Raw genomic sequence first — 16,160 nt, 5'->3', positions numbered from 1 at the left:
TTTCAAATGATGGTTCCATCATAGGAATAATCAAAGACCATGCCTACCATATGAAAATAATGATTTTATTGTAATTAAAAAAAGCAGCCTGAGAAGACTGCTTTTTTTCATAGATAGAATGTGGAATGAAGGGCTCTCGATCCATTGATATGATATTGATAGACAGGGCGCCCTACTCCATAGATCAGCGTTTCTTCAAGGATGTCCTCGGATGTTAAAAACTTTAAATATTTCCTCACCGACACCCTGGATATCCCCGTTTCTTGAGCGATGTCATCTGTAGAAAATGCCGTCCCCTCTTTCTTCTTAATGACCTCAATAATATGCTCCAAAGTATTTTTCGTTAATCCTTTCGGTAATGGAATGTTTTTATCCTTTGGATATTCATTCTTACGGAAAATCTGATCAAGCTCCCCTTGGTTCACTTTCTGCTTATCTTTTAATATAGAAGTATTTTTTTGATAGTAAAGTAAAGCGTCTTGAAAGCGATTGAATTCAAAGGGTTTGACCAAATAATCCACCACCCCGAGACGAAGGGATTGTTGGATCTTCTCCTTCTCAGAAGCGGCCGTAATCAAGATCACATCCAAATCATCTTCCCTATTTCTAAGCTCTTTCAACCATTGCAAACCATTTTCCCCAGGCATATAAACATCCAATAACACGAGATCAATGGCAGCCCGGTTCAGCCAGTCATGAGCTTCCTCCGTGTTAGCGGCTGTTGCGATCAACTGAAACCCCTGAAGCTGATTCAAATATTTGCGATTCAATTCAGCCACCATGGGGTCGTCTTCTACGATTAGTACGCGAATCATTCCACATCCTCCTTCAATTCAAATGGGATGATGACACTCACAGAGGTTCCATTCTGCCCATTCGACTCGATCTCCAATGAACCTTCCAATGCCTCCACACTCGTTTTCACCAAATGTAAACCATACCCACGATTGTCACCTTTCGTTGAAACCCCCTTCCTGAACATTTCTTCTTTAAATCGCTCTTCAATCCCACTCCCGTTATCGCTTATGTCCATGCTTAACAAATCATCCACATATGATAGGTCAACAGAAACTTTTTTTCCTTCTTCCGTATGGAAACTCTCAATCGCATTATTTACTAGATTTCCTATAATGGTAATCAGTTCATGGGTTACGTTTGGATCCTTTGCCGGGGGAATGATCGTCTCACATTGAACGGTCAAATCGACTTGTTGTTCCCTTGCATAACTGCGCTTCCCAATCATAAATCCAGCCAAAGCAGGATCTTTAATTTTATCCGTCAACGAAGTGGTCTCACGAACTTGATGGTCGACTAATTGTTTAATGTATGTATGGACCTCCTGATAAGATTTCATTTCAATCATACCAAGCAGCACATGCAGTTTGTTCTTGAACTCATGAGACTGGGCCCGAAGAGATTCCGCATACAAACGTACACCGGTCAGCTGTTCAGCCAGTCGATTCACCTCTGTCTTATCCCGGAAAGTCGAAATCGCCCCTACAACAGCTCCATTCACAATCAAAGGAACCCGGTTCACGATAATGGAAGACCCTTGAATGTTCTGCTCTTCATCCACTTCAGCCTCCCCCGTTTGTAAGACACGATCGAGCTTCGAATCAGGAAGATATTCAGCAATCGCAAGTCCCACCGGTTCCTTTTCATAGATGCCTGCTTTTTGAAAGATTTCCTTGGCTGAATGGTTGATAAATGTAATGCGAGCCTCCTCATCTACCGCAATGACCCCTTCTCTCACCGAATGAAACATCCGGTTTCGTTCCTCATAAATCTTCGCAATCGCTGCCGGCTCCAGCCCAAACAGGCTCTTCTTGATGTAGCGGGCCAGAAGAAACGCACCAATGACACCTACGAGGCTTCCGATCAAGGATCCGATTAAAATGTTTTGATGGTTCTTCTCCAATGCAGCTTCCACGGCATCTAAGGAAAGCCCTGTAGCGACCGCTCCCATTTGCTCCCCATCCCTTCCATAGATCGGGGTGAACGCACGCACAGAATGTCCAAGCGTTCCTTCCGAAATGGAAATATACTCTTCGCCGTTCAGCACTCGTTTTTCATCTCCCCCTACAAATGCTTGACCAATCCGCCCGGGGTCTGGATGGGATTGACGGATTCCCTCCATATTCATAACGACGACGAACAGGACGTCACTCGCCTCTTGAATACTCATGGCATAGTCCTGGATCGTCCCTTGAATTTCTTCACTTTCCAACTCTTGTTGAACAATTTGTGATTCAGCGACCGTCCGTGAAATAATCAATGCTTTCTCTTCCAGCTGTCCACGAATCTCATCACTCGTATTTTCTGTAATCAACAAATCTGTGATTAACAAAGAAAAAAACACAACAAGTAGAACGAAGAAGATAATGATGGTGCTCAATTTATATCGTGGTTGTTTCATGTCCATTCTCCTAAATAGGAAGTGATTAATCGTACATGTGTCATTAAACAATAACCGCTTTTCAAAATTGTATCAATTTTTAGTATAATAACAAATGTCAGATACAAATTGAAGGAAGGAGTGAGTCCATTGTCAAAAGGACTGATCTTCGATATGGACGGAACACTGTTCCAAACCGAACGAATTCTTGAGGTTTCTTTAGAAGAGACCTTCAACCACCTGAAAGACAGAGGCGAATGGCACGAAGAGACCCCGCTGCAAAAATACAGAGAAATCATGGGGGTACCGCTGCCAACGGTGTGGAAAACGTTACTCCCTAACCACTCGGATCATCAAAGGAAAGAAATCGATGCATATTTCTTAGAAAAACTCATCATCAATATTCAAAAAGGGAAAGGCGCGCTCTACCCACAGGTGGAAGAAGTCCTGGAAGCTTTGCATAAAGAAGGCCACTCTCTATACATAGCAAGCAACGGTCTGATTGATTATTTACGTGCCATCGTCGAATACTATCGTCTGGACCGATGGGTGACAGAAACGTTCAGTATCGAGCAGATCGACTCGTTGGACAAAACAGATTTGGTGGCGGCCATTAAGGAAAAATACAACTTTGAGCAGGGAATTGTCGTCGGAGACCGCTTATCCGACATTCATGCCGCTAAGAAAAATGGTTTGACTTCTGTAGGCTGCCGGTTTGATTTTGCTCAAGAAGACGAGCTCGCCAAAGCGGATCATGTCATTGATGACTTCTCTGCACTAAACCAAGTGATACGAGAAATAGAAAAGATGTACGTTTGACGAAGATATAAAAAATCAGCTTTCCTTAACGAGGGAAGCTGATTTTTTATTGGATACTTTTAAATAGACCGTTCAAGTAATCAAGGTTCTCATATGTTCGTTATTCAATAATACTCAAGAAGGAATAGAGAGGACAGGACTTCTTCTAATTCGGGATTCTTCCTTAGCCAAGTATGATGGATCCTTTCAGCCTTTTTTATTTCCACCCCAAAAAAACCTGAATCCGAGGCAGGATTCAGGTTTTAATCGTTTATTTAATTTTGCCTGGAGCTTGTTCGTTAACCACTTTCGTGCGGTCATTTTGAAGAGCAATTTTCAACGTTGGCGCTAAAGTACCGCCAAAATGAGACATTTGGTACTCTGGAGATGTACCACCGAGATCAGCAATGTTCTTGCCATCTAAGTCATGGAAATTATAGAAACTGATTACTTTCCCGTTCGGAAGCACCATCCAGGAATACGCTTGGTAGGCATGGTTTTCTGGGTTGGCAAGGACAAGGCCGCTGTCGTTCAGTGGCTCATAGCCTGATGTAAGCTGATCAGATGAAAAGCCGTACAACCCATCCGGAGCAGACAAGTCAGGACCGAATTTGTGCTCGTGGGTGTTTGTGAACAAGTAGTACTGGTTGCCTTTGGTCACGATATGTGGACGCTCAAGCTCCTGGTTCACGTAGTTCGCTTCAAGAAGGGGCTCCATTGCTTCAAATTCTGTGTAGCTGTCATTGGTCGCTTCTGCGATTCCAATCGCGCCGTTGAACAGTTTTGCAAAGTCTTCATTTACAAAATCGAAGGAGCTTTGGAAGTCTTCGCTGCCGATATAAGCTCGGTCGAGCGTTCGTTCTGATGGTGTACCTGCAGAGTTTCCTTCAAATAAAATGTAGTCTTTTCCTGTTTTCGGATCTTCGAAGAACCAAGGGTCACGGAACGTGTAGGCGATGTCTCCGGCTTCCGCCTGCTCTTCGGTCTGATAGTACTTACCTTCCGGTTCAAGGATGATCGAGTGGTCGAAGTTAGAGAAAGAGATTCCTTTCCCATTCGCTTCCACGTCGCCTGTTGCAAGCGCTAAGCGCTGTTCGTAGGTGACGCTTTCCTCTCCTTTACGTCCAGTTGCTGTATAGAAAAGGTTCAGCTTCCCGTCTTCAATCATTGCAGAACCAGCCCACTGTCTGGAACCATAAGCCTGCTTTGTATCAAAAGCTTTACCGCCAAGCTCCCAGCTCTTGCCGTCTTTCGAGTAGAAGTAACGAATTGTCGCTACGTCGTGACGCTTACCAGGAAGCAAGTCAGAGTCGGCCGTTAATGAGAAAATCACATAATAGCCATTTACTTTAGCGATAGAACCATCTTTTTCGCGAAGCGGCCATGTGTCCCATACGTGCAGTTCAGGTGCCATTTTTTCAAAATCTGGTTCAATATAGGGAGCTGTTGTATCATCCGTACGTTCGATCTTGGATGCATCTTCAATCGTCCAGTTGGATGTACCGGCTGTTTCAGCAGATGCAGCTGAAGAAAACCCGAAGGATAACGTCGATACAATCGCAGTTGTCAGCAATACATTGCGGGCCATAAATTTCTTAGTGTTCATCTGTTCTTCCTCCTTTTTATTACAAAAAGATTACAATAGATGCTTGTTAAGAAAGAGAAGCTAGCCGATCACAGCTAGCTTCTTATTCCAACATTATCCGTGAATTTCGCCTTCACCCATAACACCCTTGATTTCAGAAGTGTCATCTTTAAGCTTCAGCTTCAACGTCGGCGCAAAAGATCCGCCAAACTGGAAGTCGCCATTTTCGTCATAAAATTCGTTGACAAAACTGATGACTTGTCCATGTGGAAGAACCGCCCAAGAGTATGCCTGGAATGGATCTTCTTCAGGGTTCGCAACCACAAGACCTGTACCGTTCATCGGCTCATAATCACCGAATAGAGAGTTGGCATGGAAGCCATAAAGCCCGTCTGGACCTTCCAGGCCGGGAGCGAACGTGAACTGGTGAGAAATGGTGAACAAATAATAGTCGTCACCTTTCTGCACAACGTGCGGACGTTCAAGCTGTTGGTTTACACCGTCAGCTTCAAGAAGTGGTGGCATAAGTTCAAACTCTGTCAGATCATCGTTTTCTGCTTTCGCAATACCAACGTTTCCGTTGTAATCTTCTGCACCAGCTGGAATTGGACCATCAACGTTACCTATGTTATCGGCCTCCAGTGTCTTATCTGTGCCGCCAGTATTACCTTCAAAGATTAAGTATTCCTCGCCTGTTTCCGGGTGCTGGAAGAACCAAGGATCACGGAAGGAATAAATGATATCTCCCGTTTTCTGTGCTTGTGTTTCGTAATAAACGCCATCAGCTTCTGCAAGGATTTGGTGCTCTCCATTGTTCTTTACTTGGAATCCTTCTTTGTTGTCATAATCCATTTCGAATGTCGTTTTCGCTAGACGCTGTTCGAATGTAGGACCCTCATCCTTCCGACCGGCCGCTGTATAGAACAAGTGGATTTTATCATTTTCGTCGATCATCGCAGATCCAGCCCATTGGCGGAAACCAAGTGCTTTATCTTCATCATAAGGAACCGTTCCCATTTCCCAATCTTTACCATTCTTAGAATAGAAAGTACGGATAACGGCATGGTCATGACGGCCGGCCCATGTGTACTCTTTGCTTGCAGTAAGAGCGAACTGGACATAACGGCCATTGATCTTAGCCAGAGAACCATCGCGATCACGAAGCGGCCATGTGTCCCATACCCAGTAATCCGGGGCCACATCTGTGAAAGAATCGATGTTCGGTGCCGTGTTTTCGTCTGTCAACGTAAAGTTTGAAGCATCCTCACGGGACCACGTTGGAGTATCCTCCGCTGCTTGTGCTGAAGAAGCTACAGGAAATGCTGTGAAAGCACTGGACACTACAAGTGCTGTTAGGGCTAGTTTGGATAAAATAGATGATTGCTTAGTCTTCATTACTTAACCTCCCGATAATTTGTAGTTGGGGTGTGCTCCGGAACACACCTTAACTCTAAGGAAGCTGAAAGCACTGGTCAACGGAAGATTTCCCGTCATCTCTTTAAGGGTAAAAAGTCACAAATAGCTTATGAAGTATACATTGGTAACGTTTCACTTTAAAGTTGGAAAGGGTTACAATGTTTTCCAAAATGAGAGGAAATACATAGATACAATGTAAAATTAACCCATATAAATGAAGCTTAGGGTTTGGTTTAAAACTGGCCATATGAAGGAGTTTAAAAATTTATAGGGATCTATTCTCCCCGTTCATAAGGAAAGATCACACTCCCTCATTTTTCATGTATCCGATTTCAAAAATGTTGATCTATCAATGGTTAAACATTGTTTTACAATCATTGAGATGACATTTACAACTAGTTAAAATGGTAGAAAAATTGAATCAATCGGTTTCCTAAATTTTTCTTCATTAAATTTGAGTCATAATAAGTGAATAGATGCACCTCTTACCCTACGTCCTAGTTGAAATCAGTAAAGTCATGCCTTGAACTTTGTATCCTTGTAGACTTTTCTTTGAAATTCGACAGTCATCTTTCGTGAGTCCCTCCTCTCTCCTGAGGAGGTTAATTTTTCACTAAGAAATTAAAAAAGAGAAGGACAACCGTAAAGGTCCCTTCTCTAAAATCATAAAATCACACATCACCTCTTCTCCCGTTCAAGAATTCGATCCACTTTCGCTTCCACTCTGTCCAGCTGACTCTTCTTTCTTTTTACCGAAATGATGATCGATACCGTTCCTATAATCACTCCGATTAACAATACAAAAAATAAAAGTTGAGCGATCATATCACCGATAATGAAACTGCCTGCACTCTCCACTTCAGAACTCCCCTCTTTCGTTCTTCTACCATTATTTAACGTACTCCAAGTCAAACGTTTCTTCCCTTTCGCCCCATTCAATGGTCACCTGGATCTCATGATTTTCCTTTGTCACCGCGCAGCCGGAGCAGAAGTTCCCCATTTGTTGGACCATCCCATCATTCAACAGAACGTAGTCTCCCTCTCCACTGCCGGTAGGACTGTCCAGGATGTAATTGATATGTTCCGGAGCTTTCTCTTCACCTACATAGGTGATATGAAGACTTGTCGATTCACTGTCTTCTGATTTTACATCCGCGATATATTCGACCTGCCATTCTTCGCTTTCTTCTTGAAAGTGCAAGGTCTTCTGCCCAAAACACCCTGTCAATATCAAAGCGGTCAACAAAAACAAAATAACCTTAGGATACTTCATAACATGGGCTCCTTTCTCCATTGTTTACATGCATCAAGGACACAATCCCATTAAAAAATACGGTCGGCCGATGAAGATAACTTCCTCACCTGTCTCAAATAAAACGTCATGTTTTCATCCTCATCCCATTGATATGTAAAAGAGAATTCATCCGCTACATGTCCAGCCAGTGTCCGGAACAAATCACCGGCAACAAACAGTGCATCCCAAATATGTTCCGCGTCACCGTCCGCATAGGTCGCTTCATACATCGTCCAATACTCATCCGGCAGAAACTTTTTAAAATAATTCCCGATCTTCCCTGTCGAAACTTGAAAATCCGTCTTTGTGCCAATCCACCAGGAAACCATCTGATCTAAGTCTCTACGAATCACACATTCCAGCATGAACTGCGCATACGGCACTTCATCGCGCCACAAGCTTTTCGCAACGTTCTGCTGACACCACCAGAAGTTGTTGCAGCGAGCGAGATACTCCTCTTCCTTCGGCTTTTGCACATGATAATCTTCATCTGTCGCATCAGGAATTTCAGGCAGACAGTCATCCTTGTCCATCAAAGGGACGGTCAGCTTGTCGTCCCCGTAGTGTTCCTGCATATGCGGAATGGTTTCTATATGTAAATCGATCCGGTTACCATCCGTAAATAGCATCAAATAGCCATAAAAGTCCGCAAACTCGCCATCTTTGCCCTGATCATTTTTATCCGGTTCCTGCATCATCAGCCTTTCACCGAACACATCCACCCATTGCTTATCTTCCAAAAAAGAAGCTGTTTCCGTCACAACGTAGACGATGTCATAATCCTGAAAAAGATCTTCTTTTAATGTGGGATTCGTTCGTGACCCGTTCATGTACGCCGCACGGATCCGCTCATCCTTCTCGGCGACAGTCAAAATCAGATCCATCATTTCCTTATCTGATCGCATTCTTTGCTCCCTCCCCTTTACAGTCCATCTTTATGATCTGAATAAACTTCGTATCGTTCCTTCCACTCTCGTCTTTTCATTTCTATACATACACTTTTCTTCAGACTCATCCATGATAAAACGAAGAAGAACAAATATATGAAAAATGGATTTTCCTGCTGGATGACCTTTTCCTTCACTTGCTTCCCTCCATATACAAGAGCATAGTTTTTTTCCACCTTCTCAATAATAAAAAGAAAAGGAGGTTCCGAAATGCACAGACGTCTCCAATGGCTATTGGCTTTGAACCTTTTCCTTTTCGTATTGTTCAGCTTGGGAGTGATGACAACACCCCCCTTCCTCACAACTATGGATGAATGGGGAATGAAGACTACAGCAGACTCAGACGACCAAACCACCATCCAAATCGCTCGTTTCTTCTCTACAGTAACCAGCTACAAGGTTTGCCTCACTACAGGCTTTATCGTTTCTTTTATTTTTATTTATTTGAACAAATACCGAACCAGCTTTTTCATCCTTTTAGGAGCCGCATGTAGCAAGTTCATCAGTGCAGGTTTGAAAGATTTCTTCAGTCGAGAGCGCCCTCTTGTCGATTCTTTTGTATCAGTCAATGGGGGTGCTTTCCCGAGTGCTCATATGATCTATGCGGTCTTCCTGACAGGATCCCTTTTTATCCTCTTCTCCGTTTACTTGAAACGTACAGGACGGGGGATTTTTATGTTAGGTGGCTTTCTTGTGGTTGGAATGGTTGGGTGGTCCCGCGTCCATCTCGGCGCTCATTATATAAGCGATGTGCTCGGTGGGTTTTTCATCGGATTCGTGTGGCTTCTGGTGATGGATCTTCTATCACAAAAGAAAATCTCTAATGATGTTCGGAGGAAAGATTCTTGATAATATGCTCCACGATGTTCTCCACGCTCAGCGTTCCATCGACGACAAGATCGGCATCGGGTTTAATGGACTGGAGCATTTCTAAATAAGCATTTCTTCCAGCATGCAAATAATGAGTCAACTCTTCCTTTACGCCTGGCCCTACCTCATCACGAAGCAAACGCCTTGCCATAGCGATATCCAGAGGTGTATCAATATAAACCGAATAGTCAATCCAAGGCTTCACTTTCTCATGCTTATAAGAAAATGGGTAATCGAGGATGAGAAAAGAAGCATTTTGTGCTGATTGAATATCCTCAATCAGCGGATCCAGTTCCCATTGTTGATAGTCCGGTCCAACTTCCACCCACTCGGTGATGTATTCCGGTGCACCCTCAAATTCATACGCATCAAAGAAAAGCGCTTCAGATCCAGACAAGCGCTCCCGAAGCTTTTTCGTAATCGTCGTCTTCCCGCCACCCGAAACGGCAGCTACTGCAATAACCGTTGGATATGTCATTGGTCCCTCTTCCTTAATTTCACTAGTCGTTTCTTTTCACATGGACCGACATCGCTTCATCTCCTCATGGTAGAATCAAAGTATAATATTCCCATAGAAAATTTTAACACAAAGGAGAATACATATGTCGCTGAAGGAAAAATTGAAAGCACTGGAAACCCACCACCTACAGTTAAGCACTCGCAAATCCACAGAAGGGCTGGATTACATATTGGCCGATGACTTCTGGGAGATCGGAAGTTCCGGCGTTCCTTATGATAAAAAGTTCTGCCTGGAGCAGGGCGTCCTCCTGACTGAGATGGCTCTCGATCATTATGAAATTCAGCCTTTATCAGAGGATACGGTCCTCGCAACGTATTATGTCACGGACACAACAAGAAACAGAAACACACTCCGCAGCTCCATTTGGAAAAAGATCGATGAGCGCTGGCAATTGTATTTTCATCAAGGAACCATGACGGATTTACTAAAGGATGAGTATAAAGAAATGCGCGGACTTTGATCTTGTCATCACCATCCCGTCAAAAGTCCTTTTTAAAGCCAGAAACGTTTGTATTTTTTTAGTGGTGGGTACAACATAGGAAGAATTTTGAAGAATGGGAGGTTTCTCTATGGGTTCAAAGTCCCTTCATTCTGAACGTAATCATCACTCAAAACGGAACCTATGGTCCGGAGTCTTGTTCGGAATCGGCCTTGCTGCATTTATAGACGAAACGATTTTCCACCAACTGCTTAGATGGCACCATTTTTATGATCAATCCACTACAGACATCGGACTGATTTCAGACGGATTGTTCCACGCGTTCAGTTGGTTCGCAACCATTGGCGGTCTGTTTCTTTTTGCCGATCTAAAACGGAGGAATGGCTTATCACTGAAACGTTGGTGGGGCGGCGTTCTGCTTGGAGCAGGGTCTTTCCAGTTGTATGACGGAATCATTCAACATAAACTGATGCGCCTGCACCAGATCCGTTATGTGGAAAATGTGATCCCTTACGACCTTGTGTGGAACATATCCGCTGTGCTTATGATTGCTGCAGGTCTACTCCTTCTTAAACGTACCAGCAAAAAAGGAGCTCCTTCCCATGCATGAGCAACATGCAAATGGGGGCGGACTCCTTTTTGACGTGATCCTGTCGTTCCCTTTTCTAGTGGCCATCCTTTTGTACATAGGAGCAGGCATCGTTTCTAATCGTTCCCGTCATCTGCAGAAATGGCCGGTTTGGCGTTATGTTCTTTGGTTTATCGGAGTGTTATGTGCAGGTATAGCTGTCATCGGCCCGCTAGCAGACCAAGCGCGCATCGACTTTCGCGCCCATATGATGGGGCATCTGCTTTTAGGCATGCTCGCCCCACTCCTGCTCGTTCTTGCTGCACCGATGACCCTGTTGTTAAGAACACTTCCCGTTTCTGCTGCCAAAAAGATATCTTCTCTCCTGAGAAGTTCTTATGTGCGTGTCATCAGTCATCCGATCACAGCTTCCATTCTCAACATCGGTGGGTTGTGGGTGCTTTACACAACAGATTTATATCACATGATGCACGACAACCTATGGATTCACATTCTCGTCCATCTGCACGTCTTCCTGGCCGGTTACCTTTTTACAATGGCTATGATTTACATTGACCCTGTCGCTCACCGCTACAGTTATTTGTATCGGGCAATCGTATTCATCTTCGCTCTTGCAGGACACGGAATCCTGTCGAAATACTTGTATGCCTCCCCGCCAGAAGGAGTCAGTCAAAGCCAGGCAGAGGCAGGATCCATGCTTATGTACTACGGGGGCGATGCGATCGATGCCATTCTTATTTTCATCCTTTGTTGGCAGTGGTACAAAGCTACTCAACCAAATAAGAGGCTGGCAGCAAGTCCATGAAAAGAAACCCCTACCAAGTTTGATCTAGTTGAGCCGCATAAAAGGAAATGGCTTTTTTATACTTTTCAATCCAGGGACTGTCTGCATGAGAACCCAGCACCGCCAGCAATTGTTCCACCGCTTGGGGGGACTGCTTCAAGTTGTATAAGGTCATCGCGTGAAACACCTGAATCGCGGGATTCCCTGGAAATTCCTGCGCTCCCTTTTCCAGGACCTCCCTCGCTTCATGATACTTCCCGATGCACCTTAGACTGCTTCCCCACTGAATATAGGTCTGAGTTCTACGGTCGCCTTGTATTCCATGGTCAATGGCTTTTTCATAAAAGGGGATGGCTTCCCGCTCCATCCCTTGCGCATCATGCGATACCGCACACAAATAATTCAAATCTGCGTTTTCCTCGTCCCGTTTCAAGTGGTTCAATGCTTCAACTCTAGCTTTCTCGCTCTCTCCTTCATCCAACAAGAACTGGATTTGATTCATAAAATCCCCCTTCCTCCCTTGATTAATTGATATATTCTTCATTTGGTTGATATCTTTAGATTTTAATTGATATATTTTCAATTCAGCCGATAAAATTTCATTTTGGCCGATATTCCAACGATTGACTTAAAGCTTCTGCAAATGATCAATCCAGGCATCCAGCCGTCTGCGATCCCCCGGCCCTTCCAGCAGCTTATCGTAAATCCGGTACCCTTCCACATCGTGCTCACGTAACCAGTTCAGCGACTTTTTCGGACCGAGGTACCAGCGTCCGATCATCTCAAAATAAATTTCAAGACTTTCCTTCACTAGCCAGTGAAAGCGATAGCGGCCCTCCATATCCCCTTTTCTCGAGCGTATTTTCATCTTAATCAGCCAATCTTTCAAAAACTGCTTCTCCTTCGGCTGCAAAGACGACGGTCCCTCGTTGAAAATAGAATCAATCTCTGTCATCCATTTTTGGGCAAGGTCATGATCATCGACGAGGACCTCGGCACGATGGACTTTCAAAAAGTTGGCCGGCTCTTTCATATCATCCGTCTTGTGGACCCACACATCCAAAAGCTTGCCACTGAACGTTTCCACTTTATTCTGTGTTTCCAGCTCATCGGAAAAACCAATCAAATCGACATCACTTTCATTCGTAGAGTCCCCGGTTTGATAGGAACCGTACAAGAATACGGTATGACACTTATAGGTCTCTCTCATATGTTCGGTTGCTTTTTCTATAAATGCTTCTCTTTCCATCGCTTCATTTCCCCTTTTCTTCTCCAATCAGGATGAACTTCTTAGCCGTACAAACTTCCGTTTCCCGACTTGAACCACTACCCCGTCTGTCACTTGCACCGTTTGATTGACATCCGTCACTTTCTCCTGGTCGATCCGGACCCCGCCATTTTTGATCATCCTTCTCCCTTCACTCTTGGAAGGTAAAAGTCCGAGTTCCTTGACGAGGTCGACAATGAGAAGCTCCTCTTCTCCTTTCCACATCACTTCAGGAATCTCATCCGGCATCGCTTTTTTCTGAAAAACATTGATGAACTGTTCTCGGCTTTGACGAGCTGCCTCTTTTCCATGAAGCATTTCGACAAAAGAAGCGGCAAGCTTCATTTTGGCATCCCGCGGGTGAAGCGTACCTTCATCAAGCTTCCGTTTCACTTCCTGCACTTCTTCTATGGATAACGGAGATACGAGTTCAAAATATTTCATGAGCAACGCATCAGGAATCGACATCGTTTTTCCAAAAATGTCCTGCGGCCGCTCATCCACACCGATGTAATTGCCTTTCGACTTCGACATTTTCTCCACACCGTCAAGCCCTTCAATCAAAGGCATCAGCAGGACGACTTGCTTTTCCCTGCCGTAGTGCTCCTGAACTTGCCTTCCGAACAATACATTGAATTCTTGATCGGTCCCTCCGAGTTCGATGTCTGACTCCAAAGCATACGAATCATATCCTTGCATGACGGGGTAGAAAAACTCATGAAGGTAGATCGGCTTATTCGCTTCGTACCGGTTATGAAAGTCATTGCGCTCGAGCATCCTTGCCACCGTCACCGTACTCGCCAGTTTCAACACTTCTGAGAACCCAACTTTGGAAAGCCATTTCGAGTTGTAATGGAGCTCTACTTTTTCCATGTCGATCACTTTGCCGAACTGTTCAAAGTAAGTTTTTGCATTGTGCTCCACTTCTTCATCCGTCAAAGCGGTACGGGCGATTGACTTACCCGTCGGATCACCAATCTTCCCTGTGAAATCGCCGATGATCAGCTGAACTGTGTGCCCGAATTCCTGAAACTGTTTCAATTTATTCAACACAACCGTATGGCCGAGGTGGACATCAGGAGCAGTCGGATCGAGCCCCAACTTCACTTTCAGTGGCTTCTCATTTTTAATCGACTTCGCAATTTTCTCTTTGAACTCATCTTCCGGAATGATCGAGGAGACACCATAAGATAGAACCTCCCATTGCTTTTCCAGTTCTCTTTTTTGCACATCATTCAATTGTTCGATCATCTTACAGCCCTCCATTTTTTAGAATATAAAAAAGACACGCCCCATCATGGGACGTGTCTTCTACACGCGTTACCACCCAAGTTGAAGATGAATGTCTTCATCCTCCCCTCAAAAAGATAACGGATTTACCGTCTTCCACTACTCACATGAGTTTTCGTAAAAGAAGCTCCAGAAGGTAATTCATGAAGAGGTGTGTATCGACTCGCAGCAACCGTCGACTCTCTGACGACAGGGATCTCTTCACTACTGGGTTTCTGTCATTGCCGTAGGTATTAAAGTTAGGATTATGTTACGCGGAAAGGAAGAAGATGTCAACGTTTTTCTGAATATTTTATTTCTTATGAAACACACTCCCTACGTTTCTTCTTTGGAGGAAAAACACACCTCCAAGATTGACCGCACCTACGAGGAAAAGGATGCTTGTAGAAGAAGTAGAGTCTTCAGACACGGGAGTTCTCTTTTCTTTAGATGGATGTTCCTTCATAAATTCAGTATAGAAAGTTTTGTCTTCACCCTCATCTTGAACCGAGTCACCCATTAATTGGACCATCCCATTTGCAGCCACCACTGGTGTTAGGAAATCAGTCTCCGGGATATTTTCCAAAAGAAGCATGAACCTGCCGCCTTTCTCTTGAAAATCTTTCGCCCAACTGACATCAAACCGATCGATTCCGGCTGTAATTTCCTCTCCGACCTTTCCTTTAAGTACCAAACCCGGGGCTCCCACGGAAGTCCCGGGCTTTCTCCTTTATTTCACACGGATGGTTGAACCGATTTGGAGATTTCTCGCATCAATTCCAGGATTCAATTCGTACAAATCCTCCACGGTTACGCCCTGGTGGATACCAGCTATTCCATATAGAGTATCGTAAGGAGCGATCGTATGGTAGTGGACATTCACATCTTCAGCCGGTGAAACCCGGACTTCCTGACCTGGTTGCAAGTTCCATGGGTCGATGCCTGGATTTAATTCAAACAGTTCTGTGAGTGTCACCCCTTCATGAAGATTTGCGATGCTGTACAACGTACTTCCCGGTGTAACGGTATGAAATTCTTCATTCGGATAATCATCTTCATCAAATGTTTCCTCTGTTTTCACTGTAATTCGAGACCCTGGTTGAATGATGTCTGCATCAATCCCTGGATTCCATTTGTATAAATCATCAACGGTCACATCATCATATTGTTCTGCCAGGCTCCAAAGCGTGTCCCCTTTTTCGAAGGTCACTTGATAAGTTTCCGCCGAAACACTATAAGCTCCAGCCCCAAGCGTCATCCCTAAAGCGAGTACAGGTGCCAAAATCTTCTTTTTGTTCATCCATGGACCCTCCTTAAGGTTAAAAATGCTTTCAGTATTTGTGTTTCGGTTTCGCTTGTCATCTAAACGTAATATTTTGAAAAATATAGTTTCCAATGCTCCCTTGAACTATGTAGGACAAAACAAGAACCTGTAAAAAAAAGTACGTTATATTGTTGAAGGAGAAAATCATTGTTGTGGTTGATTTTTGCTGAGCCTGGTGATCGCTTCCAACCCCGTGATACTCGTTGATTTACTCTCTTTACTTCAGTTCCATAGTGCACCGAAGCCAACTCTCTTTTTCTATTTCTTCCCCTTCCTATCCATACAAATACAATCTTCCAAGTTTAGAAAAAACAATCATTACCATGAAAAAAGCCAGCACTCCTGCTGGCTTCTTATAACCTTCATCTTTCAGCAAGGTTTCGATTTTTTTAATGAAACCCTCCGAACCCTCCGTGGTTACCCTGATTTCTAGCTTGCTGATGAACTTTTCCCTTCCGAATTTCTGCTTTATCATACCGTTTTTCAACAGAAGTACGCTTTTGTTTATTCATTTCATCTCCGTAAAATTTGTTCCTGTTCCATCCGAAAGCATCGCGCAAAAATCCGTACAATAGTGGCACAACCAACAAACCGACAAGGCCGAGAAAAAACCACATGTGCGAAACCCTCCTTTTCGTCTTATTACATGTACGTAAAGCCATC

20 protein-coding genes and 1 other annotated feature are annotated in these 16,160 nt (G+C 44.1%); of the genes, 5 read left to right on the top strand and 15 right to left on the bottom strand.

Annotation, left to right across the window (positions count from 1 at the left end; translation table 11 throughout):
- Positions 1-107: 107 nt before the first annotated feature.
- Together BLS23_RS02270 and dcuS are read right to left on the bottom strand one after the other, a co-directional pair.
- Positions 108-815 (bottom strand): response regulator, encoded by a 708-nt coding sequence (locus BLS23_RS02270; protein WP_089650908.1) that lies wholly within the window; start codon positions 813-815, stop codon positions 108-110.
- A complete protein-coding gene (gene dcuS, locus BLS23_RS02265) occupies positions 812-2,416 on the bottom strand; it encodes a DcuS/MalK family sensor histidine kinase (protein ID WP_089650907.1) in 1,605 nt (534 codons plus the stop codon). The genes BLS23_RS02270 and dcuS overlap by 4 nt, the downstream gene beginning before the upstream one ends.
- Before the next feature lie 120 nt (positions 2,417-2,536).
- Here dcuS and BLS23_RS02260 point away from each other — a divergent pair, with 120 nt between their 5' ends.
- A complete protein-coding gene (locus BLS23_RS02260; RefSeq protein ID WP_341845028.1) occupies positions 2,537-3,214 on the top strand; it encodes an HAD hydrolase-like protein in 678 nt (225 codons plus the stop codon).
- A 250-nt stretch (positions 3,215-3,464) separates the two neighbouring features.
- Here BLS23_RS02260 and BLS23_RS02255 read toward each other — a convergent pair whose 3' ends face one another.
- The 6 genes from BLS23_RS02255 to BLS23_RS21640 form a co-directional block, all read right to left on the bottom strand.
- Positions 3,465-4,799 (bottom strand): glycoside hydrolase family 68 protein, encoded by a 1,335-nt coding sequence (locus BLS23_RS02255; RefSeq protein ID WP_089650905.1) that lies wholly within the window; start codon positions 4,797-4,799, stop codon positions 3,465-3,467.
- 93 nt (positions 4,800-4,892) lie between these two features.
- Positions 4,893-6,173 carry a glycoside hydrolase family 68 protein gene (locus tag BLS23_RS02250; protein WP_089650904.1) on the bottom strand — a complete coding sequence of 427 codons (1,281 nt, stop codon included), beginning with the start codon at positions 6,171-6,173 and terminating at the stop codon, positions 4,893-4,895.
- A gap of 699 nt (positions 6,174-6,872) precedes the next feature.
- Positions 6,873-7,106 carry a hypothetical protein gene (locus BLS23_RS02245; RefSeq protein ID WP_143015210.1) on the bottom strand — a complete coding sequence of 78 codons (234 nt, stop codon included), beginning with the start codon at positions 7,104-7,106 and terminating at the stop codon, positions 6,873-6,875.
- The gene (locus BLS23_RS02240) at positions 7,084-7,467 is read right to left on the bottom strand and encodes a hypothetical protein (RefSeq protein WP_089650902.1); all 384 of its coding nucleotides are present in this window, start codon (positions 7,465-7,467) and stop codon (positions 7,084-7,086) included. The genes BLS23_RS02245 and BLS23_RS02240 overlap by 23 nt, the downstream gene beginning before the upstream one ends.
- Positions 7,468-7,517: 50 nt before the next feature.
- Positions 7,518-8,393, bottom strand: a complete 876-nt coding sequence (locus BLS23_RS02235) for an aminoglycoside 6-adenylyltransferase (RefSeq protein WP_089650901.1) — start codon at positions 8,391-8,393, stop codon at positions 7,518-7,520.
- Positions 8,394-8,410: 17 nt separating this feature from the next.
- Complete coding sequence (locus BLS23_RS21640; protein WP_167355983.1) at positions 8,411-8,572, bottom strand: hypothetical protein; 162 nt, start codon at positions 8,570-8,572, stop codon at positions 8,411-8,413.
- 73 nt (positions 8,573-8,645) lie between these two features.
- Here BLS23_RS21640 and BLS23_RS02230 point away from each other — a divergent pair, with 73 nt between their 5' ends.
- Positions 8,646-9,284, top strand: coding sequence for a phosphatase PAP2 family protein (locus BLS23_RS02230; protein ID WP_089650900.1), 639 nt, complete (start codon positions 8,646-8,648; stop codon positions 9,282-9,284).
- Here the strand turns inward: BLS23_RS02230 and BLS23_RS02225 are convergent.
- Positions 9,256-9,783: a nucleoside/nucleotide kinase family protein gene (locus tag BLS23_RS02225; RefSeq protein WP_089650899.1), complete on the bottom strand. Its 528-nt coding sequence runs from the start codon at positions 9,781-9,783 to the stop codon at positions 9,256-9,258. The genes BLS23_RS02230 and BLS23_RS02225 overlap by 29 nt on opposite strands.
- A gap of 124 nt (positions 9,784-9,907) precedes the next feature.
- On the opposite strand from BLS23_RS02225, the gene BLS23_RS02220 reads away from it, so the two are divergent.
- The 3 genes from BLS23_RS02220 (at position 9,908) to BLS23_RS02210 (ending at position 11,658) form a co-directional block, all read left to right on the top strand.
- On the top strand, positions 9,908-10,285 hold the full coding sequence (locus BLS23_RS02220; protein ID WP_406945907.1) for a nuclear transport factor 2 family protein: 378 nt from the start codon (positions 9,908-9,910) through the stop codon (positions 10,283-10,285).
- A gap of 109 nt (positions 10,286-10,394) precedes the next feature.
- On the top strand, positions 10,395-10,874 hold the full coding sequence (locus BLS23_RS02215) for a DUF2243 domain-containing protein (RefSeq protein ID WP_089650897.1): 480 nt from the start codon (positions 10,395-10,397) through the stop codon (positions 10,872-10,874).
- On the top strand, positions 10,867-11,658 hold the full coding sequence (locus BLS23_RS02210) for a cytochrome c oxidase assembly protein (protein ID WP_089650896.1): 792 nt from the start codon (positions 10,867-10,869) through the stop codon (positions 11,656-11,658). The genes BLS23_RS02215 and BLS23_RS02210 overlap by 8 nt, the downstream gene beginning before the upstream one ends.
- Positions 11,659-11,668: 10 nt before the next feature.
- Here BLS23_RS02210 and BLS23_RS02205 read toward each other — a convergent pair whose 3' ends face one another.
- From BLS23_RS02205 to BLS23_RS02180, 6 genes are all read right to left on the bottom strand, one after another.
- Positions 11,669-12,139, bottom strand: a complete 471-nt coding sequence (locus tag BLS23_RS02205; RefSeq protein WP_167355982.1) for a tetratricopeptide repeat protein — start codon at positions 12,137-12,139, stop codon at positions 11,669-11,671.
- Positions 12,140-12,265: 126 nt separating this feature from the next.
- A complete protein-coding gene (locus BLS23_RS02200) occupies positions 12,266-12,886 on the bottom strand; it encodes a nucleotidyltransferase domain-containing protein (RefSeq protein ID WP_143015209.1) in 621 nt (206 codons plus the stop codon).
- A gap of 27 nt (positions 12,887-12,913) precedes the next feature.
- Positions 12,914-14,155 (bottom strand): tyrosine--tRNA ligase, encoded by a 1,242-nt coding sequence (gene tyrS / locus BLS23_RS02195; RefSeq protein ID WP_244157036.1) that lies wholly within the window; start codon positions 14,153-14,155, stop codon positions 12,914-12,916.
- Positions 14,156-14,199: 44 nt separating this feature from the next.
- Positions 14,200-14,425, bottom strand: a binding site (T-box leader).
- Between the two features lie 61 nt (positions 14,426-14,486).
- Entirely contained in the window at positions 14,487-14,867 is a 381-nt protein-coding gene (locus BLS23_RS02190) for a hypothetical protein (RefSeq protein WP_143015208.1), read from the bottom strand.
- A gap of 36 nt (positions 14,868-14,903) precedes the next feature.
- The gene (locus BLS23_RS02185) at positions 14,904-15,473 is read right to left on the bottom strand and encodes a muramidase family protein (RefSeq protein WP_089650891.1); all 570 of its coding nucleotides are present in this window, start codon (positions 15,471-15,473) and stop codon (positions 14,904-14,906) included.
- A gap of 413 nt (positions 15,474-15,886) precedes the next feature.
- Positions 15,887-16,114 carry a hypothetical protein gene (locus BLS23_RS02180; protein ID WP_089650890.1) on the bottom strand — a complete coding sequence of 76 codons (228 nt, stop codon included), beginning with the start codon at positions 16,112-16,114 and terminating at the stop codon, positions 15,887-15,889.
- Positions 16,115-16,160 lie beyond the last annotated feature (46 nt).

Origin of the sequence: Halobacillus aidingensis (assembly GCF_900104185.1) — a bacterium.
Lineage (GTDB): Bacteria > Bacillota > Bacilli > Bacillales > Halobacillaceae > Halobacillus > Halobacillus aidingensis.
The sequence above is the reverse complement of the archived record's forward strand: the minus strand, read 5'-3'. Positions and strand labels throughout refer to the sequence as shown.

What these genes read in the sequence shown, in the direction of transcription:
- tyrS (WP_244157036.1), bottom strand. Translation starts at nt 14,155, where the DNA reads ATGATCGAACAATTGAATGATGTGCAAAAAAGAGAACTGGAAAAGCAA.
- BLS23_RS02205 (WP_167355982.1), bottom strand. Translation starts at nt 12,139, where the DNA reads ATGAATCAAATCCAGTTCTTGTTGGATGAAGGAGAGAGCGAGAAAGCT.
- BLS23_RS02240 (WP_089650902.1), bottom strand. Translation starts at nt 7,467, where the DNA reads ATGAAGTATCCTAAGGTTATTTTGTTTTTGTTGACCGCTTTGATATTG.
- BLS23_RS02225 (WP_089650899.1), bottom strand. Translation starts at nt 9,783, where the DNA reads ATGACATATCCAACGGTTATTGCAGTAGCTGCCGTTTCGGGTGGCGGG.
- BLS23_RS02250 (WP_089650904.1), bottom strand. Translation starts at nt 6,173, where the DNA reads ATGAAGACTAAGCAATCATCTATTTTATCCAAACTAGCCCTAACAGCA.
- BLS23_RS02180 (WP_089650890.1), bottom strand. Translation starts at nt 16,114, where the DNA reads ATGTGGTTTTTTCTCGGCCTTGTCGGTTTGTTGGTTGTGCCACTATTG.
- BLS23_RS02255 (WP_089650905.1), bottom strand. Translation starts at nt 4,799, where the DNA reads ATGAACACTAAGAAATTTATGGCCCGCAATGTATTGCTGACAACTGCG.
- BLS23_RS02185 (WP_089650891.1), bottom strand. Translation starts at nt 15,473, where the DNA reads ATGAACAAAAAGAAGATTTTGGCACCTGTACTCGCTTTAGGGATGACG.
- dcuS (WP_089650907.1), bottom strand. Translation starts at nt 2,416, where the DNA reads ATGAAACAACCACGATATAAATTGAGCACCATCATTATCTTCTTCGTT.
- BLS23_RS02215 (WP_089650897.1), top strand. Translation starts at nt 10,395, where the DNA reads ATGGGTTCAAAGTCCCTTCATTCTGAACGTAATCATCACTCAAAACGG.
- BLS23_RS02230 (WP_089650900.1), top strand. Translation starts at nt 8,646, where the DNA reads ATGCACAGACGTCTCCAATGGCTATTGGCTTTGAACCTTTTCCTTTTC.
- BLS23_RS02220 (WP_406945907.1), top strand. Translation starts at nt 9,908, where the DNA reads ATGTCGCTGAAGGAAAAATTGAAAGCACTGGAAACCCACCACCTACAG.
- BLS23_RS02270 (WP_089650908.1), bottom strand. Translation starts at nt 815, where the DNA reads ATGATTCGCGTACTAATCGTAGAAGACGACCCCATGGTGGCTGAATTG.
- BLS23_RS02235 (WP_089650901.1), bottom strand. Translation starts at nt 8,393, where the DNA reads ATGCGATCAGATAAGGAAATGATGGATCTGATTTTGACTGTCGCCGAG.
- BLS23_RS02200 (WP_143015209.1), bottom strand. Translation starts at nt 12,886, where the DNA reads ATGGAAAGAGAAGCATTTATAGAAAAAGCAACCGAACATATGAGAGAG.
- BLS23_RS02210 (WP_089650896.1), top strand. Translation starts at nt 10,867, where the DNA reads ATGCATGAGCAACATGCAAATGGGGGCGGACTCCTTTTTGACGTGATC.